This window comes from Tenacibaculum profundi (assembly GCF_057162725.1).
The window spans coordinates 3,343,518-3,362,352 of sequence record NZ_CM169894.1 but is presented as its reverse complement, the minus strand read 5'-3'; the positions used below and the strand labels follow the sequence as shown (position 1 = coordinate 3,362,352).

Here is an 18,835-nt window from a genome sequence, read left to right as displayed (position 1 = left end):
CACAGTTTGGAAAATAAAAAACAATAAAGACGAAGTATCATAAAAATAAAAGCAATAAAAACGAAAATATTACACATCTGACAATAAAAGTGACCATTCATATTCAATAAAGCAAAACCACTTCACCAGCTCCTATTTTATTTTAATTTACCCAGTAAATACAGTACTTTAGAGTGATTATTACTGTTGTATTTAACCATAAATACTTCAAATGAATCATCAGCTATATTATTTAGGTACTCTCTTTTGCTCAAAGCAAAATTGAAATAAATGATATACAAAAAACACCATTTGATGTTTAAAATGACCATATGAGAATAAAAACCTTATGTTGTGGTAATTTTAAAATGTGAATGGTACAAACAATCAAACTTAACCAATACTACTAAAAAATGATAGTAACCCTAAAACAAACAAAAGACAAAGGTAAAGGTGTATTTGCTTCAAGAAAAATTGAAATAGGAGAAACCGTTATTATAGGAGAAATAGAACAAGAACTCAGCGAAAACCACTCTCATGCTTCACAAATTGATAGTAATCGTTTTGTATTGCACAATAAGACTATTCGAATGGTAAACCACTCTTGTAATCCTAATTGCGGTATTGAGGTAAATGAAACTGGAGCGCATAACTTTGTTGCTATTCGACAAATAAATCAGGATGAAGAAATTACATTTGATTATGCCATGCGGAACTATACTGTAGATTTTTTTCCGTATACCTGTCAATGCAATGCTATAAATTGTAGAGGAACCATTACAGGATGGAAAGACCTTTCAGCGTCTTTAAAACTAAAGTATAAGAAATATACAGCTCCTTACTTATTGGAAATGGATCTAGTTCCTCAATAAATTTAATAACACCAAAGTAGCCTATTGAATAGACTACTTTGGTGTTATTTCGTTTAATATTTGAATTTATTCTAAGAATAAAGATTCTTTGCTAAAAAAAGAAAATTTTATGATAGTAATTTCAATCTATAAATAATATTAATATATCCTTTTTTTTAGCTGTTCGTTAATTTTTACAGCAGTATGAAAAGCATTCACTATTTTGGTTACAACGTGTTCTGGGTAGGTCAAAATAAAAAAGTGATCTCCTGGAATAAATTCAGTTTTTTGCGGAAATAGTGTCTCTTTTTTCCATGCCTCAATGGCTTCCATTGAAATTTTATCTATCGTATCCCCTACCTCATCCGCTCCTATGTTAATAAAAATAGGCATCGGAAGAGGTGTATGCATCGGTATAAATTGATAGTTTTCTAAAGCCTTAAAATCTGCTTTTAAAATTGGATAAAATAGCTCTAATAATTCTTCATGTTCTAAAATTTCTTTTGGTAATCCTCCCATATTTTTTACCCTAACCCAAAATTTATTTTTGGGTAATATTGATCTTCTATCCATCTCGTGAACTCCTGGAGCTCCCCTACCCGTAAAAAATAAACATTGTGGTAATTTATACTTTAATTTAACTAGTAACTTTGTAAGCTCATATCCAAGCACTGTTCCCATACTATGACCATAAATCATGTATTCATCCTCTGACACGTAAAGCTTTATTTGCTCAAATAAATCACTTACCATTAGGTTTATATCTTCTAAAATTGGTTGATCGAATCGCCCTCCCCTACCGGGTAATTCAAGCGTGATCCAAGCCACAGAATTTGGTAAAAATTTTTCTAATTTTTTAAAACTATACTTGTTACCGCCTGCAAAAGGCAGCGCTATTATTTTCATCATTTATCTTTTTATTTGGTTAGATCTGTTCTAACGAACTTACTACTATTAACACTATATAAGCAAACTTTTTTACTATTTATTATACTTATAAAACTAGTACAATCAAACACAACACTTTGTTTTAAGAAGACCTTATCATTTAAGATTAATTTTCCGTTGAGTTAAATTTGACGAAACATATAAAAAAGATTTTAAATTATCTTGAAAAATTCTTTATCATAAATAGAAAACCTTTAAACGATATTAAACGTTTACATTCATTTACAAACGTTTACAAACGACTATAAATGAATGTAAACGGATAATTAAGTTTATCTTTCTCATATTTAACCCATAAAATCCTTAAAATTAAACCATCAAAAAACTCAAATAGCTTTAGAATATCAACAAGCGATAGCAGACTTAATGGATCTTTTAATAAGAAAAAACTACAGTATAAACACTCAAAAATCATACAATCATATGTTTTCGCTTTTTCTTAAGAATGTGTATCCAATCCCAATTCACAAAATAACAGATATCATTATTAAGAAATACCATAGAACGTTAATTACTAAACACCAAAAATCTATATCATTTCAAAATCAAAGCATTAATACAATAAAATTTTACTTTGAAAAAGTACTCAAAAAACCAATTTTATCAATTGATTTAGAACGACCTAGAAAAGAGAAAAAATTACCAAGTGTTCTGACTCCTGTTCAAGTTCATAACCTTATCAAAGCTACAAGCAATGTAAAACATAAAACTATTCTGAGTCTTATTTATAGCGCTGGATTACTTATATCTGAATGTATTAACTTACGAATAAAAGATATTGATTCATCAGCAATGCGGATATGGATTAGAGGAGGAAAAGGAAAAAAAGATCGAATTACCCTATTATCTCCAAAAGTATTAGAGGAACTAAGGAACTACTATGTTATATACAAACCTAAAGAATGGCTCTTTGAAGGTCCAAATAACCAAAAATACAGCAGCAGTAGTATTCGTTCAATTTTTCATAAAGCAAAGAAAAAAGCAGCGATCAATATTCCTGCAACTGTTCATACCCTAAGACACTCATTTGCTACCCATCTATTAGAAAACGGAACCAACTTAAGATATATACAAAAGCTATTGGGGCATAATTCAAGCAGAACGACTGAAATTTACACTCACGTAGCTAATGATATGTTAACCAATATAAAAAGTCCTATCGATTACTTTCAGTAATTAATCTATATTTGTAATGGAAATATACACAATTGTGTATATTCGCTAGTTACCTGCAATTATGAAAAAACACCTGTAACTAATCAAAAACGACTGTTCACTCATTTAAGGTTTTTGAATAATTAAACAAAAAGTAAATTTGGACACAAATAGAAACGAATGAAAAAAATTGGTTTAATAATATCAATTCTACTTCTGAATCTCAACTCGGGATTTTCTCAAACCGAATCTGAAATTGACTCTTTGCTAATTGGAATTGCGGAAACGGAAAACTCAAAAGAAATAATAAAAACCGTTCAAGCCGAAAAAATAAAAGCATTTGGAGAAAATTCTTTGATAATTCTTGCGGAGTATTTTACTGATACAACCTTGACAAAAATTAAATCGGAATGCCATAATAGGAATTTGACAAAAGGAGAAATTGCAATCATAATGGCTGATAGAATTGAGCCTATGCCATATTTTACTGTTACTCAAATTCAAAATTGCACGCTGACTTTTTGCGAAAATAATCCAAATAGAATTGAATATTATTTTAGTACAAACAATTATCTAAATAACAATGTATTTAAAGAAAGATACGTGGAATGGTTATTTAGTGAGGATAGATTAAAAAGCGTAAAAGGAAAAGACAGAAAAAAGAGAAAGAAAATATTAATTGAATGGAAAAATAACAGCAGGTAACACCGTGTATAATTCACTGCTAGTACTCGCCTACTTACGAAAGTCCTCGCGGACTTTCTATCTGTGATTTATTTGCTAACTTTAGTGCTTAAACCACGCAACGAAATCATACACTAGACCGTTGTAATTAATGCAGAACAACTCAGAAAAAAAATTAAAACCCAAATAAAATGACAAAGAAATATTATTATATAGTACTGTTTTTTATAATTACTTTTTCTATATCGTGTAGTAGTGATGACTCACCAGAAGAAATTCCAGTTACCGTTAATACTCAAAATATGAATTTTAGCATTGATGAAAATCCAAATGAAAATCAATCTATTGGTACTGTAATTGGCTCAACAAATCAAGGGAGTGTTCAATTCTCCATAAATGAGCAAAATCCAGCAAATTCTTTTACTATAAATTCAAGTACAGGCGAATTATTTGTTGATAATGTTTCAGTTTACGATTACGAGATAATAACAGAAATTACTGGAAAAATTAAGGTCTTTAATGGGGATATATCATCCGAAAGTATTGTATCAATTTCAATAAGTGATGTTGTAGAAGATGTATTTAACGGAAATGTTTTATTAAAAAATCAAGAGGATGTTGATGCTTTTGCACTCAATGAATATAGGGTTATTAATGGGAAAATTGACATATTTCAAGGAGATGATCCTGGAACACCAATTACCGATTTGTCTAATTTAAATACTTTAGAAGAAATTCATGGTGATTTGAGTATAACAGCAAATGGTGAATTAACAACTCTAAATGGTTTAAATAATATTACAACTGCAGAAACCTGTGCTATTTTCAACAATCCAAATCTAAAAAATATAAGTGCTTTGCAAAACATTTCAACTCTTAAATCTATATCAGTGAAGTTTAATCCCAAAATAACTTCACTTAATTGTTTTTCAAATATTACTATTCTAGAAGGTTTTTGTGAAATAACAGAAAACAATTCTTTGACAAGTTTAAATGGACTAAATAACATCACTTCAATAACCGGAAATTTATCTATCAACCAAAATCAAAATTTAAATAATATTTTCGATTTAAATTCTATAACAACAATTAATGGGGCATTAATTTTACAAAGTAATCCCAACCTCATAAATTTAAATGGTTTAAACAATCTTCAAACCCTTTCTAAAAACCTTACTATAATAAATAATACTAATCTTTTCGACATAAATGGCCTTCAAAACTTATCGTCATTTAATGGTAGAATAGTAATTAATTTGAATACAAATCTTCAAAATTTGAATGGTTTAGTTAATTTAACATCTATAGAGTTCTTGCAAATATTACGATGTCAATCATTAGAAAATTTAAATGCTCTAACTAATCTAACCTCAATTACCGATGGATTATTCATTCAAAAAAATAATTCCTTGAATGATTTTTGTGGTCTCACACCATTAGTTAATAACGGTTTTTCAGGAAGTTATAGCGTTGAAAATAATTTATTTAACCCATCAGTAGATGATATAACAAACGGAAATTGTAGCAACTAAGAAAACACTAATTACAACAATCTGTATAGTTAATGGCTACAAAGTGTTTATCTTAAAGTTAAGTTTCTTTCATGTAGTATATTGCTTAACGAAAACTGTAGTATCATAAAAACGCCACTAACCATACAGTAAACGTTATAAGCCATAAAAGAAAACAACTTAAAAACAATTATAAATTTAAATTATTATGAAAACAACAATGAAAATTGCTGTCATTGCTATGATGGGGATGAGTTTCGGAATTAGTGCACAAGAGAATTTTTCAAGTATTAACCTATCAGGTAATAACCCTATATCTTCTGTTAATGGATTTTATAATAAAATTCAATTTACAGATAGGTCTCACGGAGCTTTAGTTTTTAACCCTGGAAAGAGTAATGAACTTATGTTTGGACTTCACTCTAATGGAAACTTTTATTGGGGTACAGGACAATCAGCAAGTAGACCAAATTTTTATTCAATGTATCTAAATGGTAATAATGGAGAATTAACTACAAATTCAATAAAAATTAAAGGTTCGAATTCAATCTCCTCAGTAAATGGTTTTTTAAACAAGATGGAATTTATTGGTGGTAGTCATGGAGCTCTGGTTTTTAACCCTGGAAAGAGTAATGAACTTATGTTTGGACTTCACTCTAACGGAAACTTTTATTGGGGTACAGGACAATCAGCAAGTAGACCAAATTATTATTCAATGTATCTAAATGGTAATAATGGAGAATTAACTACAAATTCAATAAAAATTAAAGGTTCGAATTCAATCTCCTCAGTAAATGGTTTTTTAAACAAGATAGAATTTATTGGTGGTAGTCATGGAGCTCTAGTTTTTAACCCTGGAAAGAGTAACGAGCTTATGTTTGGACTTCACTCTAACGGAAATTTTTATTGGGGTACAGGACAATCAGCAAGTAAACCAAATTTTTATCCAATGTATTTAAATAGTACTACTGGTAATTTAGGCATAAGAGGTAAACTAACAGCTAGTGAAGTTAAAATAAAGTTAGGAGGATGGGCAGATTTTGTCTTTTACGAAGGTTATAAACTACCAACTTTAAAAGAAGTAGAACGACATATTAAAGAAAAAGGACATTTAAAAAATATTCCGAGTGCTAAAGAGGTAGAAAAAAACGGAATTTTTCTTGGAGAAATGGATGCTAAATTGCTGCAAAAAATAGAGGAATTGACTTTGTATACAATTGAGCAGGAAAAAAAATTGAAATCTCAAAAGGATAAATTTGACAAACAGCAAAAGGAAATCGAAAATCAAAGGGGTAAGATTGAAAGATTAGAGTCTTTGGTTGAAAAATTATTAAAAGATAAAAACTAAGCGTAACAGCTTATAACAGCGTATAAACCCCATTAAAACGGGGTTTATACAAAACGTTAGGCAAAACCAAAAATGAACTCCGAAACAGAATATAATTTTTTTGACTTTTTAAAAAGTGAGGAACTACCTTCTCTATTTGAAGTATTGGGACATTTAGCCCAAGGAATAACTCCCGTATTAGTTTTAGATAGTTGTATTTGTCTTGATATTATTAACTATATAGACGGAAAAAAAACGAACGATAATACAACTAAAAAAATAATAGGTTTATTTGAATATGCAGATAATTCTAAAATTGATATTCTAGGCTCATTTGGAGTTCTAGAGCTATCTCATAATCGAAATAACTATTCTATTGATGTTAGTAAATTTAGTGATTTTGGTAATAAAATTGAATTCGCTATGCATTTACCTATTCAAAAATTAAAAACTCGTGATTTTTCTAGTTTTAGAAAAAAAGAAATAATCTCTAAAGAAGATATATTTCCACTAACACCTATGCTTAACAATACATATTGTAGCTTGTTAAAAATTAGAGAATTAAGAAATAATAATCCAAAAAAAACAAATGCAACTAATAACTTTCTTGATTTCATAAGATGGTTAGAAACTGACTTAGATATAATTTTAAGTACTGAGATAGAGTTAGCTAAACTAATTTTTGCTGGCGAAAATGACTTTTTACAAATGATTGGTTTAAAAAATGATAAAACCCTTGCTAAAAGACAATTATGGGGAACAGCTTGGGATATTATGCATTATCGAATAAATACTCAGTATTCATCAACTATTCCTCTTAACGGAATTCAAAACAAGCCCTATTTTGTAACTAATGACAAGAATTTAATTAAACTATCTAAAAGGTTGACAAATAAAGCTGTGGTAAAAAGCGGAAATGAAATTCACGGAGCGTTTGTCTATTCTGAATTTGAATTCCCTTGTTACGAAAAAGACTGGGATATGATAAGTTTAAAAATGAACGAATTAAATATTAGGAGGAGACAGAAAGTTCTAGATGAACCTAAGCCGAAAAAAGATATCTTAAAACTGATAAAGGAATTAGAAATAAAAAATGGCATTGCCTAACACTATATATAGCAAATAGGGCGATTAGTGTTTAAACGAAAGGTCATTGCTTATTTACAAAGTCGCCAAATCTTTTGATTTGGTATTAAAAATAGAAACAAAATAAAAAAGATTTGGCTTGTGGCTAAACCGAAAACAACCACTTATTTTCTGCCCTACTTGCCATATATTTAACGTTATAAGCCATAAAAGAAAACAACTTAAAAAAAATTATAAATTTAAATTATTATGAAAACAAAAATTAAAATTACTATCATTGCTATTATATTAATGAACATTAGTGTTGAAGCTCAGGAAAAAATAACTACGGAGAATGGAGCTAAGTCAGACTTTATATATAAGGATGGTAAAATAAGTCTTGGCAATAATGACCCAATTGGAAAGCTAGATATTTCATCAACTTCAACTATTGGGGGATATTGGAATCCTGCGAATAGTACAATTAAAGTAGGATCCAGTTCATCATCTTTAATTCTTGACCCAAATGAAATTTATGGAAGTTCTACATTATATTTTGGAGCTAAGTCGGGTGGAAGTATTGCTATTTTTAGAAGTGTCGACGAAAATGGTAATAATGATAAGTTTTTTATAAATAGAAATGGTTTTATTGGTATTGGAAAAAACCCGTTTACGAACTTACAAGTGCATAGTAATGGAATTGATTCAAGGATTGCTCTAACAAATAATCACTCAGGAAGTAACGCCTCTGATGGATTTGTTATTATAAATGAGAATGATAGTGAGGTTCATTTATTGAACAGAGAAAATACTTCTATTAAATTTTCTACTAATGGGAATGAAAGATTGAGAATTTCAGATGAAGGAGATATCGGCATTGGTGTAACCCAACCTAAAATGAAATTGGAACTAGGTGGTTTAAGCAATTATGATGGTATTAAATTAGGTAATTATTTTAAAATAAGGACATCTTCATTGAGTTCTAACCATTTTGTTTTGGAAAATATTGCTCCAACTGGTAACCTTTATATTCGAAGTAAGGTAAATGGTACTTTAGGAGATTTAATATTGAATGATGCAGGAGGAAATGTAGCAATAGGAACAACTAACACAAAAGGCTTCAAATTAGGTGTTAATGGGAAAATAGCAGCAACAGAAGTTAAAGTTGCAACTTATTCAAATTGGGCAGATTTCGTGTTTAAAGAAGACTATCACTTACCAACTTTACTTGATGTTGAAAATCATATAAAAGAAAAAGGACATTTAAAAGATATTCCAAGTGCTAAAGAGGTAGAACAAAATGGGTTCTTTTTAGGCGAAATGGATGCTAAATTATTACAAAAAATTGAGGAATTAACTTTATATACCATTGAGCAGGAGAAAAAATTAGTCATTCAGCAAAAAGAAATTGAAGAGTTGAAAGAGCAAAATTCTAGAATTAAAGATTTAGAAATTTTAGTTCAGAAATTATTAAAAAATAAAAAATAAGCGTAACGGCTTATAACAGCGTATAAACCCCATTAAAACGGGGTTTATACAAAACGTTACAAATAATTTGAATTAAATTTAATACTATGAAAAAGCTGAATTTATTGATTGGATTTTTAATTGGGCTTATTATTTTATCTTGCTCGAGAGAGGACGAATCTGGAAATCAAGACCCAATTATTGGAAATTGGAATCTTAAATCCGAAAAAAAACTCGATTTAGATGAAGTCCTAATATCGGAAGAATCACTTTCTGAATGTAAAGAAAGAAATGTTATGACATTTTCTTCTAATCAGGATTATACTTTCTCAAAATTTAATGAAGACCCAAACGGAGAGTGTTACGACTCAGTTGAGTCAATATCCAATGGAATTTGGTCCTATAGTTCAACAAACGGTTATCAAATATTTGGTATGGTAATTTTTGAAAATAGCGTTGTTGATTTAAGTCAAAAATATGACGAAATTATTTTATCAAATAATAATAAGCTTTTGACTGTCCGAAAAGAAACTAGAGGTTTTGATGCAGCAGGTAATTTATTATTTGGGTCAATATTAATTCAAGAATATTCAAAAGATTAAAAACGATTTGTAACATTGTATAAAAATAATAGCGGTTTAATAACTAAAATAGAAGTAAGTAAATATAAAAAAGGTCTGTGATAAGCCGAAAAGCTAGTCTGTTTAAAAATCCGCTACTATTCTTATACTAGACCGTTGGGTACAATTATGACAAACAGCATTTTTTATAACAAAGGGTTTGAGTTAAACGGAATATCTGTACCTGAATTTGAATTAAAAAGCGGAAAACTAGTCCGACTTTACATTCCTAGTGTGAGAATTATTGGATTTGACCTGACCATTGAATTAATAAAGCGTTTTCAAAAAAAGAACAACAATTTACCTTGGGCGAAAAATTACTCTCAAAATTCGATTTTGGAAAAATTATTTCCTCTTACGGTTGAGAAGTATTTGATTAAGAAAAATAAGATTGACAAGCGAAGCGCAATAAGAATTGCAGACGAAATCGGAATTAAATTGAATGATAAATTTGAAAAAATAGGATTTATTAATCGAAAAGCATTGATAATAAAAGCTCTATTCGAAAAAAACAATTCTATTCTTATCGATTATTATGGTGTTGATGCAATTGGAATAAAAAAATTGGAACGAATTGTAAACGTAGAAATTGAAAAAGGGAAAACTGGAATCGCGTTTGACCTATTGGAATATGTTGAGGAAAAAGAACCTTTTGTAAATATTGAACGAATAAAAATAACTCTACCCAACACTATGTAAAAATACATTAAAACGCATTTTACACAAAACGTTGTGTTTTATTTGAAAAATATGATTAGAAGTTTTATCCTATGACTGAATTTAACCCAGATGATTTTCCTAAAAACTTAACAACACAGGATGTTGAGAAATTGGCTATGTTACAAGTTAATAATCCAATATCGGACTTGTGGAAAGCAATTGCAAAAAAATTAACTTCAGAACAAAAAGTAAGGATTAATAAAAAAATTGAAAGCCTAAGTTATTCTAAAACTGAAAAGTTAACTTCATTCGGAAAAAAATCAATGGACGATAAAACATGGAATAAATTAATTGCAGAAAAAGAAAAGTATAAATTTCATGGAAATATGGGAGAACCAGCTACTCCTGAGGAATTTAAATCTAAATATGGGGAATGGCCTCCTGGATTTGATAAAAACGGAAATATAAATGACAACAAAAAATAACGAAAACACAACACCACCTAAACTGCATTAAAACGCAGCTTAGCCAAAACGTTAGACATTATTAGCTGTAACAAATTAATCACTTAATCGTCCTACCTTTAAATTAAAAACAAATTCTATGGCAACTTTAAAAATAAATAATCTTACAAAGACTTATCCTAATGGAGTAAAAGCACTTAACAATGTTTCAATCGAAATTGAAAACGGAATGTTTGGTCTTTTAGGACCAAATGGTGCAGGGAAATCTTCATTGATGCGAACACTCGCTACTTTGCAAGAAGCGGATGGAGGAACAGCTATGTTAGATGACATTGATATTTTTAATAATCCTAAAGAATTAAGAAGAAATCTAGGATACTTGCCTCAAGAATTTGGTGTATATCCAAGAATCACTGCTGAACAATTGCTAGATCACATGTGTATTCTGAAAGGAATTACAAATTCTAGTGAACGTAAAGAATTAGTAAAATACTTATTGGATAAAGTTAATTTATTCGATAAGCGTAATAAAAGTGTAAAAGGATTCTCTGGAGGAATGAAGCAACGAGTAGGAATTGCTCAAGCGCTTATTGGTAATCCGAAATTAATAATTGTTGACGAACCTACTGCTGGTTTGGATCCGGGAGAAAGAAATCGTTTTTACAATCTATTAGCAGAAATAGGGAAAGAAGTAATTATTATTCTTTCCACTCATATTGTAGATGATGTAAGAGAGTTATGTACAAAAATGGCAGTGATGAATGCTGGTCGAATTGTGTATCAAGGAAACCCACAAAATGCAATTGACGAATTAGATGGAAAAGTTTATCAACGAATTGTAGCACGCGAAGAATTAGAAAGTTTTGCAAATAAGTATTCAATTATTTCTAACAAAATGGTAGGTGGTCTGCCATTGATTCATGTGTTTAGCGAAACCAATCTTGACAATGGATTTGAATTAGTGAAGCCAAATTTGGAAGATGTATTCTTCTCAAAAATCAACACATCTAATGTTTTAGTTTAATATCAAATTGATTTATCATGTTTAAGAATTTCTTTCTTTCAGAATTAAAATATTCTCTCAAACAACCCATGGTTTACATCTTTTTGGGATTAATGGCTCTATTTACTTTTGGAGCAACCGCAAGCGATAATATTGTTATTGGTGGTGCTGTTGGGAACGTATACAAAAACGCTCCTCATATCATTACTATCTACACAACAATCATGACAATTTTTGGTCTACTAATAGCTACTGCATTTTACAACAATGCAGCTCTTCGAGATCACAAAAATCATTTTAATGAAATATTATTTAGTACACCTTTAAGTAAATCAGGTTATTTCTTCGGAAGGTTTTTCGGTGCTTTAGTATTATCCACTATCCCTATGTTAGGTGTTTTTTTGGGTGTTTTATTAGGTTCAACACTTGCGCCTGCTTTCGGATGGGTTGATGCAGATCGTTTTGGAAGTTTCTATTTAGAAACATTTGTAAACAATTACTTTATCTTCATTTTACCAAATATGTTCTTTGCTGGAACAATCATTTTTGCAATGGCAAATAAATGGAAAAGCACTGTTATTTCATTTGTTGGTTCGCTTATCATTATTATTGGATACATCATTTCTGGTACTTTAATCTCTGATATAGATAACGAAACTATTGGTGCATTAACTGATACTTTTGGAATTAGAGCATATTCTTTATATGCTAAATACTACACTCCTATAGAGAAAAACACATTAAGCCCAAGTTTTTCAGGGTTATTAATTTTAAATAGATTGATTTGGATTGTTACTGGGGTTGTTGTTCTACTGATTTCATATTTCAGCTTCTCATTTCAAGAGAAAAATAAAAAAATTAAAATTCAAAAAGAAAATAAAAAAGTATCCAATCAAATATTCACACTTCCTAAACTGAACCCTATTTACACAGGTAAAACAGAATGGACCCAGTTCAAAAGTTTCTTTTTGATTAATTTTTTGAGTATTGTAAAAAGTGTCACTTTCAAGATTCTGTTTCCTTTTAGTGCAATAATCTTAATAGCAAACTTAATCGGGGGATTTGAATATTATGGATTACAAGCTTATCCACTTACATACAAGCTAATTGATACAATTACTAATGCCTCTGGAATTTTTGTAATTATCATTTTGGTATTCTTCAGTGGAGAATTAATTTGGAGAGATAGAGAAAGTAAAATTAATGAAGTAATTGATGCTACTCCACACACATCATTAATATCATTATCAGCCAAAGCACTTTCATTAGTCAGTATTACCGTTGTTCTGCATGCATTTTTTATCATTTGTGGAGTTATTTATCAATTATTGAATGGATTTACCCGAATTGAATTGGATGTATATATACTTGATTTTGTATTTACAAGTTTAATAACTTATATCGTTTGGAGCGGAGTAATGATTATGATTCAAGTTTTACTAAATAACAAATACATAGGCTATTTCGCTTCTATCATGGTGGTATTTGTTTGGGAAATCATGCTTTCAATATTTGATGTTCAATCAAATATGCTTACAATTGGTGGAAGACCAGGATTAATATATTCTGACATGAATTCATTTGGCCCATCACTTACTGGAGTAATATGGTTCAACTTCTATTGGGTTTTATTTTCATTTATTTGCTTGTTAATTGCTGGTGCACTATGGAATAGGGGTGCTATTAGTTCTATAAAAGAAAGAATACAAATAGCTAAAAAACAAGTCCCAAAAAGCTATAGATTAATTATTGTAGGAACAATTTCTTGTTGGATTGCTGTAGCTGGTTTTATATTTTATAACACACAAGTTTTAAACGAATACAAGACCGCTGATGAACTTGAACAACTTTTCGCTAATTATGAAAAGACTTACAAAAAATTTGATAAAGTTACGCTTCCTAAAATTCATGATGTAAAATATACTATTGATTTGTTTCCTTACAAAAGAGATGTATTTGTAAATACTAAAATGACTTTAGTAAACGAATCAGAAAAAGTAATTGATTCTATTCACTACAATATTGATTCACGATGGGAACCAGAAATTTTAATTCCTAACGCGGAACTCATTTTAGATGATAAAGAATTTGACTATAGAATTTACAAATTATCAAAGCCAATGAATCCGGGTGATAGAATTAATATCGAAATAAACACTAAATATATTTCGAAAGGTTTTGAAAATGAAATTGGAAATACAGGAATTATAAAGAATGGAACATTCTTAAACAACTTTCAAATTTTACCTGCTTTAGGATATCAAGCTGGCAATGAACTAGGTGATAAAAACACGCGTAAAAAATATGATTTAAAACCAAAAGATAGAATGCCAGAACTAGAATCTAACTGTTCTGAACATTGTATGAAAAACTATCTAACAAATGGAACTTCCGATTTTATAAATGTAGAAACTATTATTTCTACAGCTGGAGATCAAATTGCTATTGCTCCTGGTACAAAATTAAAAGAATGGCAAGAAGATGGGAGAAACTACTATCATTACAAAGTAGACCATCCATCTCAAAACTTCTACTCATTTATGTCTGCCAAATACGAAGTGAAAACTCGAAAATGGCAAGGAGTGGACATTGAAGTTTATTACGATTCTAAACATCCTCAAAATGTTGAAATGATGTTAGATGCTGTAGAAAGATCTTTAGCTTATTACACTAAAAACTTTGGTCCGTACATGCATAAACAATGTAGAATCATAGAATTCCCACGTTATTCTAGTTTTGCTCAAGCATTTCCTGGTACAATGCCATATTCTGAAGCTATTGGGTTTGTTATTAATTTAGAAGATGAAGAGGGAAACAATGTTGTTGATGCTGTAATTGCACATGAAATGGCACATCAATGGTGGGCTCACCAAGTAGTTGGAGCAGAAATGCAAGGTGCAACAATGTTTAGTGAAAGCTTTGCTGAATACTCTTCTTTAATGACAATGAAGAGTATTTCTAAAACTCCAATGAAAATGCGTGAATTCTTAAAATATAATCATAATAGATATTTAAGAGGACGAAGTAGTGAATATGACAAAGAACTACCTCTTTACAAAGTTGAAAACCAAACACACATTCATTATGGAAAAGGAAGTGTGATTTTATATGCTTTACAAGATTACATTGGTGAGGACGAGGTAAATACGGCTATGAAAAACTTCTTAGAACAATTCAAATACAGAAAGCCTCCCTATCCTACTTCCTTGGACTTCATGAAACATTTAGAACCACAAGTTCCTGATTCTTTGAAATATTTGATAAATGATTGGTTTAAAGAAATCACTTTATATGATAACCGAATGAAAGAAGCTTCATATAAAAAATTAGATAATGGAAAATATCAAATTACGATGAGCATTGAGTCTAAAAAATTATTAGCAGATACAATCGGAAACGAAACTCCTATGAAATTAAATGATTGGATTGATGTGGGAGCTTTTGCCGATTCTGATGAGAAAAATTTAATTTTTCAAAAACGAGTAAAAGTGAACAAGCCTGAAATGAAATTCACTTTTATCATTGATTCTCTTCCTGCTAAATTAGCCATAGACCCTAAACATTTGCTAATTGATAGAGTTTATAGTGATAATATAAAGACTGTAAAAGAAACAATGCCTAACAAAGAATAAACACCATTAAAACAGGTGTTTATTCAGACGTTGGCAATAATTTAAGGTAAATATGAAAAAGGTATTATTACTATTAATCATTGCAATTTCAACAAATGTTTTTTCCCAAAGTAATAAGTTCTCTGATTTTCTTATTACAAAGAACAAAGATACAATCTTTGGTAATTTTAATTTTGCAGAATCAAAATTTTATGATTTTGACAAAAAGTCATATGTAATTGATTCAACAATAGTAAAATTGTATTATCAAGGATTAACTTATGAAAATTTAACTGTTTCTCCTACAAGTTTTAATTCTGTTGAAAATGATAGTTTAACGAGATTGAACGGTGAAGACTATTTTCCTTTTCTTATTCCAGTTTCAATTGATAAAACTCATCTTTTTTTCAATAAAATTGATAAGATATCTAGACAAGATTACGCTTTAAGTATAAATGGAGATACAATTAAAGGAGTTATTCGATCTCGTAATGATGTTGCTAAATTTAAATTTGTAAATAAAAAACTAAAAATAAAACCAAAATTTATTCATTTTTTTAGAAAAGACGGATTTGAATATTTTTATAAAAAGAAAAGAAAAATAACTCCTTTTGATAAAGGAAAAGCTTATCTTAAATTGATTTATAATGGAAATGTAAAATTATATGAATACAAAAGAATTATTAATCAACATAAATTATTTGGCGCCGTTGAAAAAGATTATTATTTAGAAATTAGCGATAATATATATTTAATTCCTAGATATAGATTTACCAAATTTCTTCTTAATAAATTCCCTGATAAAAAAGAAGTTATAGCTGGATTGAGCAGGTTAAATCTAGGGGTTAATAATATTTTTCAGACAATACGTTTTATCGATAATGAGCAATAGTAACTATTGCCAACAAAAGCTAAACGCATTAAAACGACAGTTTAGCTGAGATACGTTACCTGCAAGCTGAAAACCAACTTTACAAAAAGAGATTATGAAAATAAATATATAAATAATGGATAAAGTAAATTTATTAGTTGCAGTAATTACAATGTTCATTTCATTCATTCTGTCATTATTTTTGTTTACCGTCAAAACAGAGCATAAATTAAGTAATCGTCTTTTTGCTTTTTTTCTAATTTTAACTGCAATTGATGTTAGCGGAAGTTTATTCTCCTTATTATATGAAAATCCTTCAAATATTGGAATGTTTAGAAACTTATTTACCTTTTTACAACTTCCAACTTTTTATTTATATGTCCTATCTGTTTGCTATTCTGATTTTAACATGAAAACCAAACATTTAACCCATATAATTCCTTTTTTAATAGCAAACTTAATTTTATTACCTCGATTTTATTCAGTTAATCTCGATTCAAAAATTAGTTTTCTTGAAAAAAGTAGTAGTATGATAGAAATACAGTTTAATCATATATTCATTCATATTCAAATTGTATTTTATCTAATTCTTGCCATTACAACATTAAGAAAAATAAAAAAAGTATATCTCGAAAATTATGCAGGAGCAAGTATGGAATCTCTTAATTGGCTATTTCAATTTACATTGGCAATTTCAATTTTCTATTCTTTAGCTATTCTAAAAAATATTTTTAAATTTTCCACATATACAGAAGTTGCAGAATTGTTAAAAATTGGACTTTTTCTATTTGAATTGGTTATTATAAACTGGTATTTATTTAAAGCACTTAACAATCCTAATCTTTTTAGAACTATTGATTCAAAACTAAAACTCGTTAGAAAAATTATTTCAGAAGAAAAACAGAATGGGCAATTACATGAAAACAAATACAATAAGGATTTATTAAAATTAAAAAAATACATGGTTGAAGAAAAACCATTTCTTAAACATTCTTTGACAATTAAAGACATTTCTAATGCCATCGAAATTCCAACTAGAGAACTTTCTCTTCTTATTAATCATAAATTAAATCAGCATTTTTATGACTTTGTAAACAGCTATCGCATTAAGGAAGCTATGGAAATTTTAAAAGATAATTCAAAAAGTGAGTTGACAATTTTAGAAATTCTATATGAAGTAGGTTTCAATTCAAAATCTTCTTTTAATACAGCTTTTAAAAAACACACTAAAACTACACCTACAGCATATCGTAAAAAATTTTAAATCAATAATTTGCGATTATTCGTACTTGAACTTTAAAATACTCATACTTATTTTTTAAAGTAAATGCGTATGACTATTTTTATTCGGTCGCACAAGGATATTTACTTCGACATATTTGTATCGAAAATAATTTTTAACCCAAAACTCGATGCAATGAAAAATTCATTTAAAATTTTAACAGTACTTATTTTAATAACTAACTTTTCTTTTGGACAAAAAATTTCTCGAAAGATTGATTCATTAATAAAAAATTACTATCTAAACAATCCAGAGGTTGGAGTTAGTATTGGTTTTATAAACAATAATGAAGAATACTATACAGCCTATGGCAGATTGAATAAAGGTAGTAAAATAGCTATCAATAAAAATTCTATATTTGAAATTGCATCTATAACTAAAATTTTAACTTCAAATTTAATTGCGCAAGCAGTAATTGAAAATAAAATTAAAATAGATAATTATATAGATGACTATCTTCCAAAGGAATATGTATTAGCTAAAAACCTAAAATATAAAATCAAAATAATTGATTTAGCTTCACATCAATCAGGATTACCCGATTTAGATTTTAGAAAGTTAATAGAGTTAAATCCACAACAACCCGTGAGTAACGTTACTGAAAACACACTATCATCCCTTGTCAATAATTGTGATGAATTAATCGATTATGGTAAATACAGATACTCCACAGTTGGCTTTACATTACTTGGACAAATATTAGAAGAAGTTTATAATAAAAGTTATGATGAAATATTAAGAGAAAAAATAATAGACCCCTTACAAATGACAAATACCTTAACTAAAGATTTTGATATAAAAAACAGAACTAATGGTTACAATCCTATTCGTGGAATTCAGGAATTTATTAAATGGAATATAACAGCACCTGCTGGGATAGTAAAATCAAATGCTTCAGATATGATTACATTTTTAAAAGCTGTATTAAATAAAGAAAACCCAATATCAAAAGCTGCAATTTTAACTGAGCAAATATTTTATGAAGATGGAAATAGAAAAATGGGATTAGGTTTAAATATAATAACTGATGATAATAACACATTATTTTTAAAATCAGGCGACTCTATGGGGCAATCTTCCATTATTTGCTACAATAGAATTAAAAATTGGGGCATTATAATCTTCATAGATCAAAGGAACTCAAAAATGAGTCAGAAATTATTGAATGATATTTATGAAAAAATATTGAACTAATTTATTAAGAACTGAATAGAAAAGCCTACAGGTAACACCATGTAAAATTAATTGCTGAGTTTAGGTTACTTTAGGAAGTATTCTATAAAAACAGAATACAATAATTTTTAAATACATTTGAATAAAAAAATCGCAACTAATCA

General features: G+C 28.8%; 16 protein-coding genes. 15 read left to right on the top strand and 1 reads right to left on the bottom strand.

All coding sequences use genetic code 11. The features are described 5' to 3' along the window. The first annotated feature begins 392 nt into the window (after window positions 1–392). Window positions 393–851, top strand: coding sequence for an SET domain-containing protein (locus tag AC2GW8_RS13605; protein WP_440880418.1), 459 nt, complete (start codon window positions 393–395; stop codon window positions 849–851). A gap of 138 nt (window positions 852–989) precedes the next feature. Here the strand turns inward: AC2GW8_RS13605 and AC2GW8_RS13600 are convergent, their stop codons facing one another. After that, window positions 990–1,739 carry a thioesterase II family protein gene (locus AC2GW8_RS13600; RefSeq protein ID WP_440880417.1) on the bottom strand — a complete coding sequence of 250 codons (750 nt, stop codon included), beginning with the start codon at window positions 1,737–1,739 and terminating at the stop codon, window positions 990–992. A 333-nt stretch (window positions 1,740–2,072) separates the two neighbouring features. Between AC2GW8_RS13600 and AC2GW8_RS13595 the strand changes: the two genes are divergently transcribed. The 14 genes from AC2GW8_RS13595 (at window position 2,073) to AC2GW8_RS13530 (ending at window position 18,692) form a co-directional block, all read left to right on the top strand. Beyond that, window positions 2,073–2,954 carry a tyrosine-type recombinase/integrase gene (locus AC2GW8_RS13595; protein WP_440882220.1) on the top strand — a complete coding sequence of 294 codons (882 nt, stop codon included), beginning with the start codon at window positions 2,073–2,075 and terminating at the stop codon, window positions 2,952–2,954. A gap of 159 nt (window positions 2,955–3,113) precedes the next feature. Further along, window positions 3,114–3,638 (top strand): hypothetical protein, encoded by a 525-nt coding sequence (locus tag AC2GW8_RS13590; protein ID WP_440880416.1) that lies wholly within the window; start codon window positions 3,114–3,116, stop codon window positions 3,636–3,638. A gap of 170 nt (window positions 3,639–3,808) precedes the next feature. Continuing rightward, a complete protein-coding gene (locus tag AC2GW8_RS13585; protein WP_440880415.1) occupies window positions 3,809–5,149 on the top strand; it encodes a hypothetical protein in 1,341 nt (446 codons plus the stop codon). Window positions 5,150–5,336: 187 nt separating this feature from the next. Further along, complete coding sequence (locus AC2GW8_RS13580; protein WP_440880414.1) at window positions 5,337–6,476, top strand: hypothetical protein; 1,140 nt, start codon at window positions 5,337–5,339, stop codon at window positions 6,474–6,476. A gap of 72 nt (window positions 6,477–6,548) precedes the next feature. Further along, window positions 6,549–7,562: a hypothetical protein gene (locus AC2GW8_RS13575; RefSeq protein ID WP_440880413.1), complete on the top strand. Its 1,014-nt coding sequence runs from the start codon at window positions 6,549–6,551 to the stop codon at window positions 7,560–7,562. 228 nt (window positions 7,563–7,790) lie between these two features. Next, window positions 7,791–9,008, top strand: a complete 1,218-nt coding sequence (locus tag AC2GW8_RS13570; protein ID WP_440880412.1) for a hypothetical protein — start codon at window positions 7,791–7,793, stop codon at window positions 9,006–9,008. A gap of 86 nt (window positions 9,009–9,094) precedes the next feature. Then, window positions 9,095–9,589 carry a lipocalin family protein gene (locus AC2GW8_RS13565; protein ID WP_440880411.1) on the top strand — a complete coding sequence of 165 codons (495 nt, stop codon included), beginning with the start codon at window positions 9,095–9,097 and terminating at the stop codon, window positions 9,587–9,589. Window positions 9,590–9,736: 147 nt separating this feature from the next. Then, entirely contained in the window at window positions 9,737–10,306 is a 570-nt protein-coding gene (locus AC2GW8_RS13560; RefSeq protein WP_440880410.1) for a hypothetical protein, read from the top strand. 71 nt (window positions 10,307–10,377) lie between these two features. Then, complete coding sequence (locus tag AC2GW8_RS13555) at window positions 10,378–10,752, top strand: hypothetical protein (RefSeq protein WP_435262660.1); 375 nt, start codon at window positions 10,378–10,380, stop codon at window positions 10,750–10,752. Window positions 10,753–10,870: 118 nt separating this feature from the next. Then, complete coding sequence (locus tag AC2GW8_RS13550; RefSeq protein ID WP_440880409.1) at window positions 10,871–11,755, top strand: ABC transporter ATP-binding protein; 885 nt, start codon at window positions 10,871–10,873, stop codon at window positions 11,753–11,755. 17 nt (window positions 11,756–11,772) lie between these two features. Continuing rightward, window positions 11,773–15,366 carry an ABC transporter permease/M1 family aminopeptidase gene (locus AC2GW8_RS13545; RefSeq protein ID WP_440880408.1) on the top strand — a complete coding sequence of 1,198 codons (3,594 nt, stop codon included), beginning with the start codon at window positions 11,773–11,775 and terminating at the stop codon, window positions 15,364–15,366. A 52-nt stretch (window positions 15,367–15,418) separates the two neighbouring features. Further along, on the top strand, window positions 15,419–16,237 hold the full coding sequence (locus AC2GW8_RS13540) for a hypothetical protein (RefSeq protein ID WP_440880407.1): 819 nt from the start codon (window positions 15,419–15,421) through the stop codon (window positions 16,235–16,237). 115 nt (window positions 16,238–16,352) lie between these two features. Continuing rightward, the gene (locus AC2GW8_RS13535) at window positions 16,353–17,480 is read left to right on the top strand and encodes a helix-turn-helix domain-containing protein (RefSeq protein WP_440880406.1); all 1,128 of its coding nucleotides are present in this window, start codon (window positions 16,353–16,355) and stop codon (window positions 17,478–17,480) included. A gap of 153 nt (window positions 17,481–17,633) precedes the next feature. Next, entirely contained in the window at window positions 17,634–18,692 is a 1,059-nt protein-coding gene (locus AC2GW8_RS13530; protein WP_440880405.1) for a serine hydrolase domain-containing protein, read from the top strand. The last annotated feature ends 143 nt before the right edge of the window (window positions 18,693–18,835 follow it).